Raw genomic sequence first — 16622 nt, 5'->3', positions numbered from 1 at the left:
ATACTAAAAGCGCACCAAGAAGCGCATCTTCCTGATGGCCCAGATCCACCACCATTTCGAAAAGCGAGGCAGGGCCGAACCGCAGATCGTGATCCGCTTCTGCATCATCAGCCTGATCCTCGCCATGGGCGGCCTCGCCACCCTGAAAGTGCGAAAAGGGCACGCCCGGCGCCCCTCTCCCGTCACTCAGCCCACATATCCCCGCCGGAGGCAAGCCCGAGCCGGTTGGCCGCAGGCCAGAGGCGAGACAAGGACTTGCGCGCCAGCGCTCCTTTGGTTTGGCCGCGGCAGAGCGGACCCCAAATGAAAAGGCGAGACCCCGGTGCAGGGGCCTCGCCTTTCGTCATCTCAGCCGCTTCAGACCTTCAGACCGTCGAGGATGGCTTGCGGCGTCATCGGCAGGTGGCGCAGGCGGACGCCGACCGCGTTGAAGATCGCGTTGCCGATGGCCGGGGCCACCACGGTGGTTGCAGGCTCTCCCAAGCCCACCGGCGCTTCGGTGCTGGGCAAGAATTCCACCTCCACCTCGGGCGTGTCGATCATCCGCAGGGGCGTGTAGACATCGAGGTTGCGGTCGCGGACATTGCCCGCCTCGAATTCGGTGCCTTCATAGAGCGCCATCGACAGACCCCAGAGTGCTGCCCCCTGGGTCTGGGCCAGGGCGCCATCGGGGTCGACCACGGTGCCGGCATCGGTGACCAGGGTCAGCTTCTCGACCGTGACTTCGCCGGTCTTGCGGTCGACCTTGACCCGTGCCGCACAGGCGACCCAGGTCGGCACATCGCGTTCCTGGCCAAAGCTGGTGGCAATCCCGATCGCGGTGTCATCGGCCAGCTTGCTGCCCCAGCCCGCCAGTTCCGCCGCGCGCTTGACCACCGCCGCCTGCCGCTTCGCCCCGCCGACCGAAGTCGGCGCCACGCCGGCATTGCGGCCCTCGCCGGTCAAGAGGCTCAGTCTGAACTCCACGGGATCGCGTTTCAGCTGATGCGCCGCCTCGTCCATGAAGCTTTCCAAGGCCCAGTTGGTCCAGCCGGGTCCGACCGAGCGCAGCCAGCCGGGGCGGAAGGTCTGGTTGGCCAGATCGTTCGACACCGCCCGCACCTTCTGCGCGCCGACCGCGTACCAATGATCGGCGCCGGCGATGGCGAAGGGGTCATAGGGCTGGCCATTGGTGCCCTTGGGCATGAAGGACGGCACCATGACCTCGGTCGGCCAGCCGGCCGAGGCGTGATGTTCCATCCCCACCACATCGCCCCTCGCGTCAAAGGCCATCTTCAGCTGCTGCACGGAGGCGGAGCGCGGGCTGTCGAACAGCACGTCGTTCGGGCGCGTCATCACCATCTTGACTGGCTTGCCGTCGAGCATCTTCGAGGCGAGCGCCACCGGCACCGCGTAATCCCCGTTGAGCCTGCGGCCAAAGCCGCCGCCGAGCATATAGGTCCGCATCACCACCTTGCCCTCGGCCACGCCAAGGGCGGCCTGCAGCACCGGCAGGATCAGCGATTGCCACTGGTTGCCGGTATGGATCTCCCAGACCCCGTCGGGGTTGCGGAAGACGGTGGCGTTCAGCGGTTCCAGCTGGAAGTGCAGCACGGTCGAGGTGGTATATTCCGCCGCGATCTGGTCGGCATTGGCCTTGAACACCGGGTCGGTGTCCGAATTGCCGGTGTCGAGGATCGCGCCTTTGGAGGGATCGGCGATCAGCGCGCGGGCATGGTCCTGGATCTGCGCCTCGGTCACGGCGGCGGTGGGGCCGGCGGTCCAGGTCACCTTGACCTTCTCGGCCGCGCGCTGCGCCGCCATATGGCTTTCGGCGATGACCATGACCCATCCCGGCACGGTGCCGGAAGGATCGTCCAGCGTCAGGCTCTGCAGATAGCCCTTCACGCCCTTGGCGGCGCTGTCGTCCACCGCCGTGACGGTCGAGCCCACCCGCGTCGGCGGCAGGATCGGGGCGGCATAGACCATGCCGGGGATCTTGGCGTCGATGCCATAGATCGCCTTGCCATTGGTCTTGTTTTCGATGTCCAGCGCCTGCACATCCTGGCCCACCAGCTTCAGATCGGCATTGGGCTTCAGCGGCAGGGCCTTCAGCTCGTCTTCGGTGAAGCTGCGGGTCAAGCCGGCGGCGACCAGCTCGCCATAGCTCGCCGAATTGCTGCCCGAGGTGACGCGCCCGTTGGCGGCGGTGCAGGTAGCGGCCTCGACCCCCCATTTCGCCGCGGCGGCCTCGATCAGGGCGGTGCGGCCCGCAGCGCCGGCCTGGCGGTAGATCGGCCAGCTTTGGGTGACCGACCAGCTGCCGCCGGTGACCATCAGCCCCCATTTCGGATCGGAATCGACATGGGTGATGCGAACATCCTGCCAGGGCGCCTCCAGCTCGTCGGCGAGGATGCGGGCGATGGCGGTGCCGACATGCTGGCCCATCTCGGCCCGGATGATGTTGACATTGACCTTGCCGGCGCTGTCGATGCTGTACCAGATCGCCGGTTCATAGACCGCACCCATGGCCGCCGGCGGCACGCCATCGGCGGCGGCGGGGTCCATCGCGGCGCGGGCGAGGCGCGGGAAGCCGAAGGAGGCCCCGGCCAGGGTCATCGAGACCAGAAAGCCCCGGCGGCTGAGCGTGGCGAGGGATGCGCCCTGCGGCGGATTGATGAGCTTACCCATTGGTCACAGTCCCTTTCATTGCCGTCGCAGCCTCCCGCACCGCGGCGCGGATGCGGACGTAAGTCATGCAGCGGCAGAGGTTGCCGGTCATCACCGCGTCGATATCCTCGTCGCTGGGGTCGGGCAGATCCTTCAGCAGCGCTGCCGCCTGCATGATCTGGCCCGACTGGCAGTAACCGCATTGCGGCACGCGCAGGTTGCGCCAGGCCTCCTGCACGGGATGGGAATCCTTGGCGTCCAGCCCCTCGATCGTGGTGATCTCGGCCCCCATGACCGAGGAGACCGGCGTGATGCAGGACCGCGTCGCGCGTCCGCCGACATGGACGGTGCAGGCGCCGCACATGCCGATGCCGCAGCCGAACTTGGTGCCGGTGAGGCCGACCTCGTCGCGGATCACCCAGAGCAGCGGGGTGTCCTCATCGACCTCGACCTCGACCGGTTTTCCGTTGATGGTGAAATGTATCATTCTGTCTCTCCTGATCCGGCCCAGATTCCGGTCTGTGATCCGATCTGTGATCCGGTCATCATGCTGTCACTTGGAAGCGGGGGTCATTGCGGCAGTCTCTGCGGTCTTCTCGGCGCGGATCTTGCCGATGGTGCCGGCCAGATCGGGCCAGGGCGCCGCCGTGGTCCGGCTTGCGCGCAGATAGGCCGCGATCGCGGCCAGCTGCGAATTGCTCAAGGCGGTGCGGAAGCCCGGCATCACGACGCCCGGAATCCCCTGATCCGCCGTCACGCCATCCAGCATCACATGGATGAGGTTGGTCGGATCGTTCAGAAGCATGGCCGAGTTGATCGCAAGGTCGGGGCGGACGGCCAGCAAGGTCTGGCTGTTGTAATGGCAGACCGCGCAGGCCGTGGCGTAAAGCCGCTCGCCCTCGTCCTTGCGGTAATCGCCCTGCGGCACATCGGCGGCAAGCGAGGCCACGACGGCGGCATTGGTCGCCGGGTTCTGATCCGACGCGCCGACGATATCGCCAAGATAGGTGCCGATCGCGGCAAGATCGCTGTCGGGCAGCTCTTTCAGCCCGGCATGGACCACCGGCGCCATCGGGCCTGCCGCCACGCCGTGATAGGCGGTGTTGCCGGTCTTGAGGTACTGGTGGAACTCCGACGCCGTCCAGGGCACGCCCGAGGGGTTGGCGGCGGTCAGGGCGGGGGCGATCCATTGGTCGACGGCGGCCCCGGCATAGGCGGCGGAGTGGATTTCGGCGCCGACGGCATTGCGCGGCGTGTGGCAGGCGCCGCAATGGCTCAGGCCCTCCACCAGGTAGGCGCCGCGGTTCCATTCCGCCGATTTCGCGGCCACCGGTTCATAGCGGCCATCCTTGAAGAACAAAAGCTTCCAGCCCGCCTGCAGCACCCGCAGGTTCAAGGGGAAGGGCAGATCATTGGCCTTGTGCGCCTCTTTCACCGGGGCGACGGCGGCCATCATATAGGCGTAAAGCGCGCTGACATCCTCGTCCGAAAGCTTGGTGAAATGGTCGAAGGGCAGGGCCGGCAGAAGATGCGAGCCGTCCTGTGCGATCCCCTCGCGCAGCGCGCGGGAAAAGGCGGCCTCGGACCAGGTGCCGATGCCGGTTTCGGGATCGGGGGTGATGTTGGTGGAATAGATCGTCCCGAAGCTGGTCTGCATCGGGTAATTGCCGGCATAGGGCGCGCCGCCCGCTTCCGTGTGGCAGGTCGCGCAATAGCCGGCGGCGGCGAGGACGCGGCCCTTTTCCACCAGATCCGGGGCAAAACTGTCCGCGGCGGGCGGGGTGATCGGGGCGATGGCCGGGTGCCAGGCATAGATGCCAAAGCCGCCGATGCCGATCACCGCCACGGCAACAGCACCAAGGAGAATTCGCTTCATCATGTCGTTCAAGGCCTCTGGGGGGGCGAGCAAAGCCGCGCCAGGGCACGGCGGCTTGCGGCAGGTTCATCACGCCGTCCGGATGCGGCGTCCGATGTCAGGCTTTCAGGTTCGCGCGTGGAGTTCAATGCACCTCTGGGGACCTCCGGCCAACTCACCCCCGCCCAACGTTTCAGGGATGATACGGTTCCATATGTGACGTAGCGTCAGATCTGGGCCCTGCCGCTTGCATGACCAGACGGCACCCGGCGCGCGGCGCTTGTCCCCCGGGGGATGCGCTTGTATCCAAGAGGGACCCGACCGCCGAACCAGGAGCCTCACGAATGCCGCAGCATGTTCCGGTCATGAGCCTGTTTCGCAACCAGACCTTCCGGATGCTCTGGCTGGCGGCGCTCGCATCGAACTTCGGCGGGCTGGTGCAGGGGGTCGGGGCGGCCTGGATGATGACCTCGCTGTCGGGGTCCGAAAGCATGGTGGCGCTGGTTCAGGCCTCGGTCACGCTGCCGATCATGATCTTTTCGCTGCTGGCCGGGGTCTTTGCCGACAATTTCGACCGCCGCAAGGTGATGCTGGTGGCGCAGGTCTTCATGCTGGTCGTCTCGGTCGCGCTGACCCTCTTGGCGCTGGAAGATCTCTTGACGCCCTGGACGCTGCTGACCTTCACCTTCCTGATCGGCTGCGGCACGGCGCTGCACAACCCGTCCTGGCAGGCCTCGATGGGAGATATCGTCAGCCGGGACGAGCTGTCGGCGGCGGTCTCGCTCAACAGCGTCGGCTTCAACCTGATGCGCAGCGTCGGGCCTGCGGCGGGCGGGGTGATCGTCGCCCTGGCGGGGGCTTTCGCGGCCTTCGCGGTCAATGCCTTGAGCTATGTGGCCATCATCGGCGCGCTGGCGGTCTGGCGGCCGAACCTGCCCAAGCGCAGCCTGCCGCGCGAGCCTTTCGGCAGCGCCTTTTCCGCCGGGCTGCGCTATGTCGCGATGTCGCCCAACCTTCTGAAGGTGATCTTGCGCAGCACGGTCTTCGGCTTTGCCGCCATCGTGATCCTCGCCCTCTTGCCCGTGGTGGTGCGCGACATCCTGGGCGCCGGGGCGCTGACCTACGGCGTGCTTCTGGGCTGTTTCGGGCTGGGGGCCGTTGGCGGTGCGGCACTCAATTCGCACCTCAGGGCGCGCTTTGCCAGCGAGATGATCGTCAAGGCGGCCTTCGTGGCCTTCGCGCTCGGCTGCGTGATCCTGGCCTATTCACGCAGCAGCCTGCTCGACGGGGTGGGCCTGCTGATCGCCGGGGCCAGCTGGGTCATCGCGCTGTCGCTGTTCAACGTGACGATCCAGCTTTCGACCCCGCGCTGGGTGGTGGGCCGGGCGCTGTCGCTCTACCAGACCGGGGTGTTCGGCGGCATGGCGGTGGGCAGCTGGGTCTGGGGCGCGGTGGCGGCGGGCATGGGCGCCGATGGCGCGATGCTGGTGGCGGCCGGCGCGCTGGCCTTTGGCGCGGTCCTCGGCTTCTGGGTGGATTTGCCGGACTTCGGGAACCTGAACCTCGACCCGCTCAACCGCTTCAAGGCGCCGCCCTTGCGGCTGGACATGACGCAGCGCAGCGGGCCGATCATGATCATGATCGACTACGAGATCGCGCAGGAGGATGTGAAAGCCTTTCTGGAGGTCATGGCCCAACGCCGCCGCATCCGCATCCGCGACGGGGCGCAGCAATGGTCGCTTCTGCGCGATCTGGAACATCCCGACATCTGGTCCGAGGCCTATCATGTGCCGACCTGGGTCGAATATGTCCGCCACAACGAAAGGCGCACCCATGCCGATGCCGAAGTGGCCGAACGCCTGATGACCCTGCACCGGGGCGAGGCGCCGCCCCGCGTCCACCGGATGATCGAACGTCAGGCCGTGGTGCCGCATGACGACATGCCGCTGGTGCCCTCGCAGGACTGACCCCGGGGCGCCATCACGGTGGCGCCGGGCCGTTCTTGCCGCTAGCCTGCGACAAAGCGGAGAAATGCCATGAAGATGAATCGTCTGGGCCGGTCCGGCCTCAAGGTTTCGGAGCTTTGCCTCGGCTGCATGTCCTTTGGCGAGCCTTTGCGCGGCGGCCATGCCTGGACCCTGCCCAAGGAGGAATCGCGCGAGCTGTTGCAGCAGGCGGTGGAGGCCGGGATCAATTTCTTCGACACCGCCAATGTCTATTCCGACGGTGGGTCCGAAGAGATCCTGGGCGAGGTGCTCTGGCACCTCGCGCGGCGCGACGAGGTGGTGCTGGCCACCAAGGTCCATGGCGCGATGCAGGCCGAACCGCAGATGCGCGGCCTGTCGCGGCGCTCGATCCTGCACAACATCGACGCGAGCCTGAAGCGGCTGCGCACCGATCATGTCGACCTCTACCAGATCCACCGCTGGGACAATGACACGCCGATCGAAGAGACGATGGAGGCGCTGCATGACGTGGTGAAATCCGGCAAGGCGCGCTACCTCGGCGCCTCGACCATGTGGGCCTGGCAATTCGCCAAGGCGCAGGAGGTGGCGCGGGCGAACGGCTGGACGCCCTTCATCTCGATGCAGAACCAGATCAGCCTGCTCTACCGCGAGGAAGAGCGCGAGATGATCCCGCTTTGCGCCGATCAGGGCGTCGGCCTGATCCCCTGGAGCCCGATGGCGCGTGGCAAGCTCGCCCGCCCGGCCGGCGCGCAGACCGAGCGGACGGGCAAGGACAAATACATGCAGTTCCTCTTTGCCCGGACCGAGGCCGCCGATGCCGCCGTGATTGGCGCGGTCGAGGCCCTGGCGATCGAGCTTGGCCGCCCGATGGCGCAGGTTGCCCTCGCCTGGGTGCGCCAGAAGGCCGGCGTCACCGCGCCGATCGTCGGCGTGACCAAGCCCGCCCAGCTGACCGAGGCGATCGACGGGTTGGACCTGGTCCTGACCCCGGGCCAGATCGCCGAACTCGAGGCGCCCTATATCCCCCATATCCCCCTCGGACAGGAGTGACTGAGATGACAGACCTGGCTTCGCATCCTTCCCTCGTCGCGGGCCGCACGGCGGTGATCACCGGGGCCGCCTCGGGCATCGGGCTGGCGGCGGCCGAGGCTTTGGCGGCGCGCGGCATGGGAGTTTTGATGATCGACCTGCCGGGCCCGGCGCTGGAGGCGGCGGCGGCCCGGCTTGCCGATGCGGGCGCCACGGTCTGGGCGCAGGGGGCCGATGTCTCGGACCTTTCGGCGCTGGAGTTGATCGCCGCCGCCACGGCAGAGCTGCCGCCCGTCACGGTGCTGATGAACAACGCCGGGACCGCGCAGCCGACCTCCACCCTTTCGGGCGCCAAGGCCTGGACAAGGACGCTGGGGGTGAACATGTGGGGTGTCATCCACGGCACCATGGCCTTCGCGCCCCGGATGATCGACCATGGCGAGCCGGCGGTGATCATCAACACCGGCTCCAAACAGGGCATCACCACGCCGCCGGGCAACCCGGCCTACAACGTCTCCAAAGCCGGGGTGAAGGCCTATACCGAGGCGCTGGCCCATGAGTTGCGCAACCTGCCCGGCGCCACGGTCTCGGCCCATCTGATGATTCCGGGCTGGGTCCATACCGCGATGACCGCAGCACAGGGCGCGTCCAAGCCTGCCGGCGCCTGGACGCCGCAGCAGGCGGTGGCCTTCATGCTGGAACGGCTGCAGGCCGGGGATTTCTACATCCTCTGCCCCGACAACGACACGCCGCGCAGCCTGGACGAAAAGCGCATCGCCTGGGCGGCGGGCGACCTGATCGAGAACCGCCCCGCGCTGTCGCGCTGGCACCCGGATTGGGCCGAGGCTTTCGCCGCCGCGCTGAAGCTTTGAAGGCCGCGGCGGGCGCTTTGCAACGATACCGGATCGCAGCATCCTGCAAGGCAGGGTTGCGAGGGGAGGGGCTTGCCGGGCGCGGGCAAAAGGGCTAGCACCCGTGACTTTGCATCACTGAGGGTCTTCCCATGTCTACCCTGGCCATCGACTTCGGCACCTCCAACTCGGCGGCGGCAATTCTGGAGGATGGCAAGATCCGACGCCTTGCGATCGAGACCAATGCCGAAACCGTGCCGACGGCGGTGTTCTTTCCGGCCGACAAGGGGGCGATGCGGCTGGGGGTGGCGGCGGCGATGGCGCTGATCGGCGGCGAGGACGGGCGCTACATGCGCGCGCTCAAGAGCGTTCTCGGCACCAGCCTTTTCCACGAATCGCGGCTGATCGGCGGCAAGCGCCGCACCCTGGCCGATATCGTCACCGCCTTCCTCGCCGAGGTGAAGACGCGGGCCGAGGCGGCGGCGGGGCAGAAATTCAGCCGCGCCCTCTCGGGCCGTCCGGTGCATTTCCACACCTCCGACCCCGAGCGCGACGCCAAGGCCGAGGCGGATCTGCGCGGCTGCTACCTGGCGGCAGGCTTTGCCGAGGTCGACTTCATGTATGAACCCGAGGCGGCGGCCCTGGCTACCCATGGCTTGGGCCAACCCGGCGCCCTGGGCCTGATCGTCGACATCGGCGGCGGCACCTCGGACTTCTCGGTCTTCCGCACCGAGGGCGAAGGCGAGGCGGCCCGGGTCCGGGTTCTCGCCAGCCACGGCATCCGGCTGGGCGGGACCGATTTCGACCATGCCATCTCGATCGCCCATGCGATGCCGCGACTTGGCTATGGCTGCTCCCTGCGGCGCGAGATGGGCGAGGGCCTGCTGCCGGTGCCCAACCACATCTATGCCGACCTGTCGACCTGGGCCAAGATCCCCTTCCTCTACACCCCCGAAACCCGCGGCCAGGTGGCCGAGATGGTCAAGCTGGCCGTCAAGCCGCGCCTGATGCGGCGGCTGGCCACCGTGCTGAAGGAAGAGCTGGGCCACGAGCTCGCCTTCGCGGTCGAGCGTGGCAAGATCAACGCCAATGCCGGGCGCGAAGGGGCGCGGATCCGGATGGACCGGATCGAGCCTGATCTCGCGGTGCCGATCAGCCGCGAGTCGCTGGACGAGGCGCTGCAACGCTACCGGCAGAACCTCGTCGATGCCGCGACCGAGACCTGCGCCATGGCCGGCGTCGCGCCCGAGTCGGTGGGCACCGTGATCCTCGTCGGCGGTTCCAGCCTGATGGGCATGGTGTCGGATGTGGCCCGGACGGTCTGCCCCAATGCCAGCCTGCAGAACTCCGAACCCTTCACCGCGGTGGTTGATGGTCTGGCGCTGGCCACCGCGCCGGGCTTTCTGCGCGGGACGGAAGCCCTGATGGCGGAAAGCGCCAGCTGAGGTCCGCGGGCCGTTACATGAGCTTTCGGCCCTAACCCCTGCCTTGGCCTGCAAATTCCGGGTTTGTTGCGGTAATGTCATAGGCAAGTCGCGATTGTTTCTGTATCGCTGACAGTCAAGAAGACCAAAAACAGGACCGGGCAGGCAGTCAGGCATGAAAACGGGCTCATCGGGCACGTTCGTCATCTCATGGGCGCAGACGGAAACGGATGGCCAGAGGGCTGCGCCGCTGGCGGAGCTCATGGTTGGCGCGGTCTGGCGCTGGACCGGGACGGCGCTGCGCGTCGATGGGCCGCAGGATGTGCTGCTTCTGGATGGTGCTGCGGGCGTGGCCGAGATGCGCCAGCGCGCGGCGCAGGCGGTGCGCCGGCGGCTTGGGCTGGCGGGCGGCGACACACCCCCCCAAACCGACCTTTCGGACAGCGCCTGTCGGGCCGATCAGGGCTTTCTGCTGACCGATGGGCGCGAAAGCTTCTGGCTGGAGCTGCTCCATCCCCCCGGCCCGGGCCAGCCCTTGCTGATGGCCTCGGGCCGGATGCCGCCCGCCGATCAGGATCTTTGGGTGGTCGAAGTCTCGGCAGGCAGGCGCGCGGTCGCGCCGGAGGCGGGCGGTGTCATCTGCTTTACCCCCGGCACGCGGATCGCCACGCCGGAAGGCCCGCGCCGGATCGAGGATCTGCAACAGGGCGACCGGGTTCTGACCCGAGACAATGGCCCGCAGGCGGTGCTGTGGCTCGGCCAGCGCCGGATGTCCGGCGCGCGGCTTCATGCCCTGCCGCAACTGCGCCCGATCCGCTTTCGCGCCGGCGCGCTCGGCTCCGCAAGACCGGACCCCGACCTCTGGGTCAGCCCGCAGCACCGGATGCTGCTGTCGGGTCCCGCGGCGCAGGCCCTGTTCAACGTCGAGGAGGTTCTGGTGGCAGCCGAGGATCTGGTCAATGACCGGACCATCACCGTCGACCGGATGCTGCGCGAGGTGACCTATATCCATGTCCTTCTGGGCCGGCACAACGTGATCTGGGCCAATGGCCTGCCGACCGAAAGCTTTCATCCGGCCCATGCGGCGCTGGATTCGCTCGACCCCTTGCAGCGCGAAGGGCTTCTGGGCCAATTCCCGCAGCTTCGCGACAATCCGGCGCTTTACGGCGATCCCGCCCGCCGCATCCTCTCAGGACCCGAGGCCGCGATCCTGCGCCATGACATGAAGATGTGACAGGCAGGCGACAGGCGGTTGACTCCGCCGGAGCCTCCTCTATAAGCCGCCGCAGTCCCGGATGAGAGTCCGGGGCTTTTCATTGGTGTTGGTGGCCTTCGCAAGAAGAATCCTGTCGGACCGAAGCCCTGCAAGGGGCCAGGTCAAAGGACAACGCCCTTCACGTTCAAAGAAGGAGATCAGCCGTGACCAAACGCACGTCTGCCAAGTACAAGATCGACCGCCGCATGGGCGAAAACATCTGGGGCCGCCCGAAGTCCCCGGTGAACAAGCGCGAATACGGCCCCGGCCAGCACGGCCAGCGCCGCAAGAACAAACTCTCGGATTTCGGCACCCAGCTGCGCGCCAAGCAGAAGCTGAAGGGCTACTACGGCGACCTGACCGAAAAGCAGTTCCGCAAGATCTACTCGGACGCCGAACGTCAGCGCGGCGACACCGGCGAGGCCCTGATCGGTCTGCTGGAACGTCGTCTGGACGCGGTGGTCTACCGTGCCAAGCTGGTGCCGACCGTGTTTGCGGCCCGCCAGTTCGTCAACCACGGCCACGTCACCGTCAACGGCAAGCGCGTCAACATCGCGTCCTACCGGGTGAACGAAGGCGACGTGATCGAAGTGGCGCAGAAGTCCAAGCAACTCGCCGTCATCACCGAAGCTCTGGCCCTGACCGAGCGTGACGTGCCCGACTACATCGAGATCGACCAGCAGAAGCTGGTGATCAAGTTCGTCCGCACCCCGGGCCTGGGCGATGTGCCCTATCCGGTCAAGATGGAACCGAACCTGGTCGTCGAATACTACGCCAAGAACTGATCTTCGGATCTTGTGTTTGGGAAGGGCTCGCTGCGGCGGGCCCTTTTCTTTTGCTGGAGCCCCGCCGTCTGTTTTCAGGGCAGGGGCCTGCGCCGCCTTCCGCCCCTGACGCGGCTTTTGGCAAAGCCGTGCAATCCGCCCCGACCACGGGCAAAGCCGTCTGGCGGGAAGTTTTCCTTTCTGGCAGGGTGCGCGCAAAATTGCAGCCGAGGATTCCACCATGCCCCATTCCCCCCAGGAGCGCGACAAGCGCATCAGATCGGTCGAGGGACGCTTCGAACAGATGCTCTTCGCCTCGCGCTGGCTGATGGCGCCGATGTATCTGTGCCTTGTGATCTCGCTCGCCATGCTGACCGTCATCTTCGTCCGCGAAACCTGGGAGATCGTGCCCCATGTCTTCGAGATGTCGGCCGATGAGGGGATCCTGTCGATCCTGTCGCTGATCGACATGTCGCTGGCCGCCAACCTGATGTTGATCGTGATCTTCTCCGGCTACGAGAATTTCGTCTCGAAGCTGGATCTGGAGGATGCCAAGGACCGGCCGTCCTGGATGGGCAAGGTGGATTTCTCGGGGCTGAAGATGAAGCTGATCGCCTCGATCGTCGCGATTTCGGGGATCCATCTGCTGAAGGTCTTCATGGAGCTTGGCCACGAGACCGAACATCCGATCAGCCTGGATACCTTGCGCTACATGGTCATCGTGCATCTGGCCTTCGTCGTCTCGGGCGTGCTTCTGGCGCTGATGGACTGGTTCTCGGCCCGCTCGCCCAGCCACTGAGGCTCCCCCGCCGCGCGGCCTTGAACGGGCCGCGCGGCGGGTCCGTTTTCTGACTGGCCTTCACATCGTCCGGCGGCTACAACCCCCGGCGAATGTACCGAGGTTTTTCATGAACGACGCTATCCAGCCGCAGCCCGGGATTATGGACATTGCCCTTTACGAAGGTGGCAAGGCCTCGGTCGCGGGGGTCACCAATGTGGTCAAGCTGTCGTCGAACGAGAACCCTTTCGGCCCCTCGGACCGCGCCAAGGATGCGTTCCAGCGTTCGGTGCACCAGATCCACCGCTATCCCTCGACCGACCATCTGTCGCTGCGCCATGCGATTGCCGATGCGCATGGGCTGGATGCAAGCCGGGTGATCTGCGGGGTGGGCTCGGACGAGATCATCCATTTCCTTTGCCAGGCCTATGCCGGCCCGAAGGATGAGGTGGTCTATACCGAACACGGGTTCCTCATGTACCGCATCTCGGCCATGGCGGCGGGGGCGACCCCGGTCGAAGTGCCGGAACGCGAGCGGATGACCGATGTCGATGCGATCCTGCGCGCCTGCAACCGTCGCACCAGGCTGGTCTTCATCGCCAATCCCAACAACCCGACCGGCACGATGATCTCCGCCGCCGAGGTCGAGCGTCTGGCCGCAGGCCTGCCGGCGCAGGCCATCCTGGTGCTGGACGGCGCCTATGCCGAGTTCGTCGAAGGCTATGACGGCGGCGCAGGTCTGGTGAACCGGCGCGAGAATGTGGTGATGACGCGGACCTTCTCGAAAATCTATGGTCTGGGTGGCCTGCGCGTCGGCTGGGGCTATGGACCCAAGGCGATCATCGATGTGCTGAACCGGATCCGCGGGCCGTTCAACCTGTCCAACACCCAGCTGGACGTGGCCGAAGCCGCGGTGCGCGATCAGGATTATGTGGCGAAATGCCGAAGCGAAAACGCCCGGATGCGGCACTGGCTGGCGCTGGCCCTGGCCGAGCTTGGCGTGCCCTCGGACACGTCGATGGCGAATTTTATCCTCGCCCGCTTTGCCAGCCCCGAGGAGGCCGAGGCCTGCGATCTGTTCCTGCAAGGCCAGGGCCTGATCGTGCGCCGGGTGTCGAGCTACAAGCTGCCGCATTGCCTGCGCATCACGATCGGCGACGAATCGAGCTGCCGCCGCGTGGCCCATGCCATCGCCCAGTTCAAGGGAATGAAATGACGGTGATCTATCAGCGGGTTGCTTTGATCGGCCTCGGGCTGATCGCCTCTTCGATGGCCCATGCGATGCGGGCCGGCGGCCTTGCGGCCGAGATCGTGGGCCATGCCAAATCCGAAGCGACCCGGGCCACGGCGCTGGAAATCGGCCTTTGCGACCGGGTCTATGCCACGGCGGCCGAGGCGGTGGCGGGCGCCGACCTGGTCGTGCTGGCGGTGCCGGTCGGCGCGATGGAGGCTTTGGCGATCCAGATCGCCCCGCATCTCGCCCCCGGCGCCACGGTGACCGATGTCGGCTCGGTCAAACAGGCGGTGATCGCGGCGGTGCAGCCCCATATCCCCGAGGGCGTGCATTTCATCCCCGGTCACCCGATGGCAGGGACCGAATATTCCGGGCCGCGCTCGGGCTTTGCGACGCTGTTCCAGAACCGCTGGTGGCTTTTGACCCCGCTCGAGGGCGGCGATGCGGCGGCGCTGGCCCGCTTGCGCGCCTTTCTCGAGGGAATGGGCGCCAAGGTCGACACGATGGATGCGCCGCACCATGACCTGGTGCTGGCCGTCGTCAGCCACACGCCGCACCTGATTGCCTATACGATGGTCGGCGTGGCCGATCACCTGGCGCAGGTGTCGAATTCGGAAGTGATCCAGTATTCCGCCACCGGCTTTCGCGATTTCACCCGGATCGCGGCCTCGGACCCGACCATGTGGCGCGATGTCTTCCTGACCAACAAGGACGCGGTGCTGGACATCCTCGGCCGCTTTGCCGAAGAGCTTTTCGTGCTGCAGCGCGCGATCCGGATGGGCGACGGCGACCACCTCTTCGACTATTTCACCCGCACCCGCGCGATCCGCCGTGGCATCATCGAGGCCGGACAGGACACCTCCGCCCCCGATTTCGGCCGCGCGCCGGTGGCCAGGGCCGGGTCCTGAGATGGACCGCGCCGCCGCCCTGCTGTTCTGGTTGGCAAGCGCGGGTCTGGTCTTTGCCCAGGGGGCTGGCACCGGACTGCACCCGATGCCGCGCCCGCCGGAGCTGTCGGGGCCGGTTGCGGCGACGGCGGCGGTCCTACCGATGATCCGCCCGCCACCGCGCCCGGAGGTGGCCCAGCCCGATCCCGCCCCCCTGCCGCAAGTGACGCCAGTGGTGCTGCCCCCCGCCGGGAAAGCCCCGGCCGCCCCGGTGCTGAAAGGCGCCCTCTGCCAGCGGGCCGACATCAAGGGCACGGCGCTGGCGCCGATCAATTCGAAGGTCAAGGGCTGCAACGTGCCCGATCCGGTGCTGGTGACGCAGGTGGCAGGGGTGAGGCTGAGCCCGCCGGCCACGATCAACTGCGAAGAGGCGCAGGCCCTGTCATCCTGGGTGACAAAGGGGCTGCAACCGGCCTTCAAGAACCAGATCGTGGCGCTGAACGTGGCCGACAGCTATTCCTGCCGCTCGCGCAACAATGTGCGCGGCGCGCAGACCTCGGTCCACGGGTTGGGGCAGGCGATCGATATCGAAAGCTTCGTGACCAAGTCCGGGCGGACCTATACCGTGGCACGGGATTACAACGCCCAGATCCGCGCGGCGCAGAAGGCCGGTTGTGGCACCTTCCACACCATCCTCGGGCCCGGGTCGGATGGCTATCACGAGAACCATATCCATTTCGACGTGTCCCATCACGGGGGGCGCGACTACTGCCACTGAAGGTGGAGGGCGGTGGGGTGTGGGGCTTGCAGCCGGCGGGGGTGTCGGGGGGACCAGTCCCCCCGAGCCCCCCAGCCGGAGGGGCTTTCCGCCCCGTCCGGACCTCCCCGAGGATATTTCTTTCTGGATGAAGCGCTGGGTCAGTTCAGGCGGGGGGCGGGGCCGATCTGCACCGGGCCGAGCGCCATGGCGCCGGATTTGAAGGTCACCGGCAGATGCAGCACCTCGGGGTCGGGGCCGGTTTTCGCCAGGAATTCCAAGACGCGCTGCAGCGTCACCTTGTTCTCGGCCGGCACCAAACCCAGCGCCACGGCCAGGTCGGGCAGGCTCTGCCAGCCCTTGAGGTCGAGGTCGATCTTGCCCTCGGCCAGGCCATCGGCATCCGGCGCCACATGGCCGGAAGCCGAGAGCTGCAGCGGGCCCCAGACCGCCTGGGCCAGGGTCAGCGTGACATCCTGAACCTCGGGCCGGTCGAGATTGCGGTCGATCGGCTGGTTCAGGGTCACCGCGGCGTCCAGATGCAGGCTGGCCAGCACCGGGCCGAGTTCGGCGGGCACGGCGAGGCTGGCGGGCAGGGTGACGCGGGTCAGATCGGCGCCGAGACGGACGCTGTTGGCCGGACTGTCGAGGTGTTCGGCAGCCAGAACGGTCTTGTCCACCGTCAGGGTCCAGCCGGCATCCGAGGCGAGCTTCAGCCCCTCGCCCTCGATCACGGCGCGGTTGAGGGGCAGGGCGGGCGTGGGCGAGACGAGCAGGCTTGCCATCAGGCGGCTGGAGCCGAGGGCGACCTTCTGGCCGCCGGGCACGGTGATCTCCTGATCATGCGGCAGAGCGGCGATCAGGTGCCAGGGCTTCCAGGTCATCGACAGCACCTGGGCAAAGGGCGCCTGCCAGCCCCAGCCGCTGGCCGGGTCGGCCAGATGCACGTCGGACACCGTCAGATCGAAGCGATCGGCGAAGCCCGCCACCGAGATGCCGCTGTTTTCGGCCACCAGACCCCGCGCCTTCTGCGCGGCAAACCAGTCGCGCGCGCCCTGTGCCACCGCGCGGGAGCCTACGAACCAGTAGCCGCCCCAGAGAAGGCCCAGCACCAGCACCAGCCACAAAAGATACCGTATCGCCCGCATGTTGTTCCGGCCCCTTTTCCTTGG

Annotated in this window: 14 protein-coding genes and 1 pseudogene; 11 read left to right on the top strand and 4 right to left on the bottom strand. The window is 67.0% G+C overall.

Going from position 1 to position 16622, the window contains the following annotated elements:
- Nucleotides 1-7 precede the first annotated feature (7 nt).
- Nucleotides 8-154: pseudogene (gene mraY, locus AC1DZT_RS17120) on the top strand (phospho-N-acetylmuramoyl-pentapeptide-transferase); the annotation flags it as partial.
- A 203-nt stretch (nucleotides 155-357) separates the two neighbouring features.
- Here mraY and AC1DZT_RS17115 read toward each other — a convergent pair.
- The 3 genes from AC1DZT_RS17115 to AC1DZT_RS17105 form a co-directional block, all read right to left on the bottom strand.
- Nucleotides 358-2670 (bottom strand): xanthine dehydrogenase family protein molybdopterin-binding subunit, encoded by a 2313-nt coding sequence (locus AC1DZT_RS17115; protein WP_478007853.1) that lies wholly within the window; start codon nucleotides 2668-2670, stop codon nucleotides 358-360.
- A complete protein-coding gene (locus tag AC1DZT_RS17110; protein WP_478007852.1) occupies nucleotides 2663-3136 on the bottom strand; it encodes a (2Fe-2S)-binding protein in 474 nt (157 codons plus the stop codon). The genes AC1DZT_RS17115 and AC1DZT_RS17110 overlap by 8 nt, the downstream gene beginning before the upstream one ends.
- A 66-nt stretch (nucleotides 3137-3202) precedes the next feature.
- Nucleotides 3203-4525: a c-type cytochrome gene (locus AC1DZT_RS17105; protein ID WP_478007851.1), complete on the bottom strand. Its 1323-nt coding sequence runs from the start codon at nucleotides 4523-4525 to the stop codon at nucleotides 3203-3205.
- Between the two features lie 323 nt (nucleotides 4526-4848).
- Between AC1DZT_RS17105 and AC1DZT_RS17100 the strand changes: the two genes are divergently transcribed.
- The 10 genes from AC1DZT_RS17100 to AC1DZT_RS17055 all read left to right on the top strand — a co-directional run bounded on the left by AC1DZT_RS17100 (nucleotide 4849) and on the right by AC1DZT_RS17055 (nucleotide 15471).
- Entirely contained in the window at nucleotides 4849-6471 is a 1623-nt protein-coding gene (locus AC1DZT_RS17100) for an MFS transporter (protein WP_478007850.1), read from the top strand.
- A 69-nt stretch (nucleotides 6472-6540) separates the two neighbouring features.
- Nucleotides 6541-7521 carry an aldo/keto reductase gene (locus AC1DZT_RS17095; RefSeq protein WP_478007849.1) on the top strand — a complete coding sequence of 327 codons (981 nt, stop codon included), beginning with the start codon at nucleotides 6541-6543 and terminating at the stop codon, nucleotides 7519-7521.
- A gap of 5 nt (nucleotides 7522-7526) precedes the next feature.
- Complete coding sequence (locus AC1DZT_RS17090) at nucleotides 7527-8372, top strand: SDR family NAD(P)-dependent oxidoreductase (RefSeq protein WP_478007848.1); 846 nt, start codon at nucleotides 7527-7529, stop codon at nucleotides 8370-8372.
- A gap of 131 nt (nucleotides 8373-8503) precedes the next feature.
- On the top strand, nucleotides 8504-9796 hold the full coding sequence (locus AC1DZT_RS17085; RefSeq protein WP_478007847.1) for an Hsp70 family protein: 1293 nt from the start codon (nucleotides 8504-8506) through the stop codon (nucleotides 9794-9796).
- Nucleotides 9797-9950: 154 nt separating this feature from the next.
- Nucleotides 9951-11009 (top strand): Hint domain-containing protein, encoded by a 1059-nt coding sequence (locus tag AC1DZT_RS17080; protein ID WP_478007846.1) that lies wholly within the window; start codon nucleotides 9951-9953, stop codon nucleotides 11007-11009.
- Nucleotides 11010-11194: 185 nt separating this feature from the next.
- On the top strand, nucleotides 11195-11815 hold the full coding sequence (gene rpsD, locus AC1DZT_RS17075; RefSeq protein ID WP_478007845.1) for a 30S ribosomal protein S4: 621 nt from the start codon (nucleotides 11195-11197) through the stop codon (nucleotides 11813-11815).
- Between the two features lie 220 nt (nucleotides 11816-12035).
- Nucleotides 12036-12593 (top strand): TIGR00645 family protein, encoded by a 558-nt coding sequence (locus AC1DZT_RS17070; RefSeq protein WP_478007844.1) that lies wholly within the window; start codon nucleotides 12036-12038, stop codon nucleotides 12591-12593.
- 109 nt (nucleotides 12594-12702) lie between these two features.
- Nucleotides 12703-13788, top strand: coding sequence for a histidinol-phosphate transaminase (hisC, locus tag AC1DZT_RS17065; RefSeq protein WP_478007843.1), 1086 nt, complete (start codon nucleotides 12703-12705; stop codon nucleotides 13786-13788).
- Complete coding sequence (locus tag AC1DZT_RS17060) at nucleotides 13785-14714, top strand: prephenate/arogenate dehydrogenase family protein (protein WP_478007842.1); 930 nt, start codon at nucleotides 13785-13787, stop codon at nucleotides 14712-14714. Before hisC ends, AC1DZT_RS17060 begins: the two co-directional genes overlap by 4 nt.
- A 1-nt stretch (nucleotide 14715) precedes the next feature.
- Nucleotides 14716-15471 carry an extensin-like domain-containing protein gene (locus tag AC1DZT_RS17055; RefSeq protein WP_478007841.1) on the top strand — a complete coding sequence of 252 codons (756 nt, stop codon included), beginning with the start codon at nucleotides 14716-14718 and terminating at the stop codon, nucleotides 15469-15471.
- A gap of 140 nt (nucleotides 15472-15611) precedes the next feature.
- Here AC1DZT_RS17055 and AC1DZT_RS17050 read toward each other — a convergent pair whose 3' ends face one another.
- Entirely contained in the window at nucleotides 15612-16598 is a 987-nt protein-coding gene (locus tag AC1DZT_RS17050; RefSeq protein WP_478007840.1) for a DUF2125 domain-containing protein, read from the bottom strand.
- Nucleotides 16599-16622: the final 24 nt, after the last annotated feature.

This window comes from Rhodobacter sp. P1_C2 (assembly GCF_056406375.1).
Note: the sequence above shows the minus strand (reverse complement) of the source record. Positions and strands in the feature narration are given on the sequence as shown.

What these genes read in the sequence shown, in the direction of transcription:
- AC1DZT_RS17085 (WP_478007847.1), top strand. Translation starts at nt 8,504, where the DNA reads ATGTCTACCCTGGCCATCGACTTCGGCACCTCCAACTCGGCGGCGGCA.
- AC1DZT_RS17060 (WP_478007842.1), top strand. Translation starts at nt 13,785, where the DNA reads ATGACGGTGATCTATCAGCGGGTTGCTTTGATCGGCCTCGGGCTGATC.
- AC1DZT_RS17070 (WP_478007844.1), top strand. Translation starts at nt 12,036, where the DNA reads ATGCCCCATTCCCCCCAGGAGCGCGACAAGCGCATCAGATCGGTCGAG.
- hisC (WP_478007843.1), top strand. Translation starts at nt 12,703, where the DNA reads ATGAACGACGCTATCCAGCCGCAGCCCGGGATTATGGACATTGCCCTT.
- AC1DZT_RS17095 (WP_478007849.1), top strand. Translation starts at nt 6,541, where the DNA reads ATGAAGATGAATCGTCTGGGCCGGTCCGGCCTCAAGGTTTCGGAGCTT.
- AC1DZT_RS17100 (WP_478007850.1), top strand. Translation starts at nt 4,849, where the DNA reads ATGCCGCAGCATGTTCCGGTCATGAGCCTGTTTCGCAACCAGACCTTC.
- AC1DZT_RS17105 (WP_478007851.1), bottom strand. Translation starts at nt 4,525, where the DNA reads ATGAAGCGAATTCTCCTTGGTGCTGTTGCCGTGGCGGTGATCGGCATC.
- AC1DZT_RS17050 (WP_478007840.1), bottom strand. Translation starts at nt 16,598, where the DNA reads ATGCGGGCGATACGGTATCTTTTGTGGCTGGTGCTGGTGCTGGGCCTT.
- AC1DZT_RS17090 (WP_478007848.1), top strand. Translation starts at nt 7,527, where the DNA reads ATGACAGACCTGGCTTCGCATCCTTCCCTCGTCGCGGGCCGCACGGCG.
- AC1DZT_RS17080 (WP_478007846.1), top strand. Translation starts at nt 9,951, where the DNA reads ATGAAAACGGGCTCATCGGGCACGTTCGTCATCTCATGGGCGCAGACG.
- AC1DZT_RS17055 (WP_478007841.1), top strand. Translation starts at nt 14,716, where the DNA reads ATGGACCGCGCCGCCGCCCTGCTGTTCTGGTTGGCAAGCGCGGGTCTG.
- AC1DZT_RS17110 (WP_478007852.1), bottom strand. Translation starts at nt 3,136, where the DNA reads ATGATACATTTCACCATCAACGGAAAACCGGTCGAGGTCGAGGTCGAT.
- AC1DZT_RS17115 (WP_478007853.1), bottom strand. Translation starts at nt 2,670, where the DNA reads ATGGGTAAGCTCATCAATCCGCCGCAGGGCGCATCCCTCGCCACGCTC.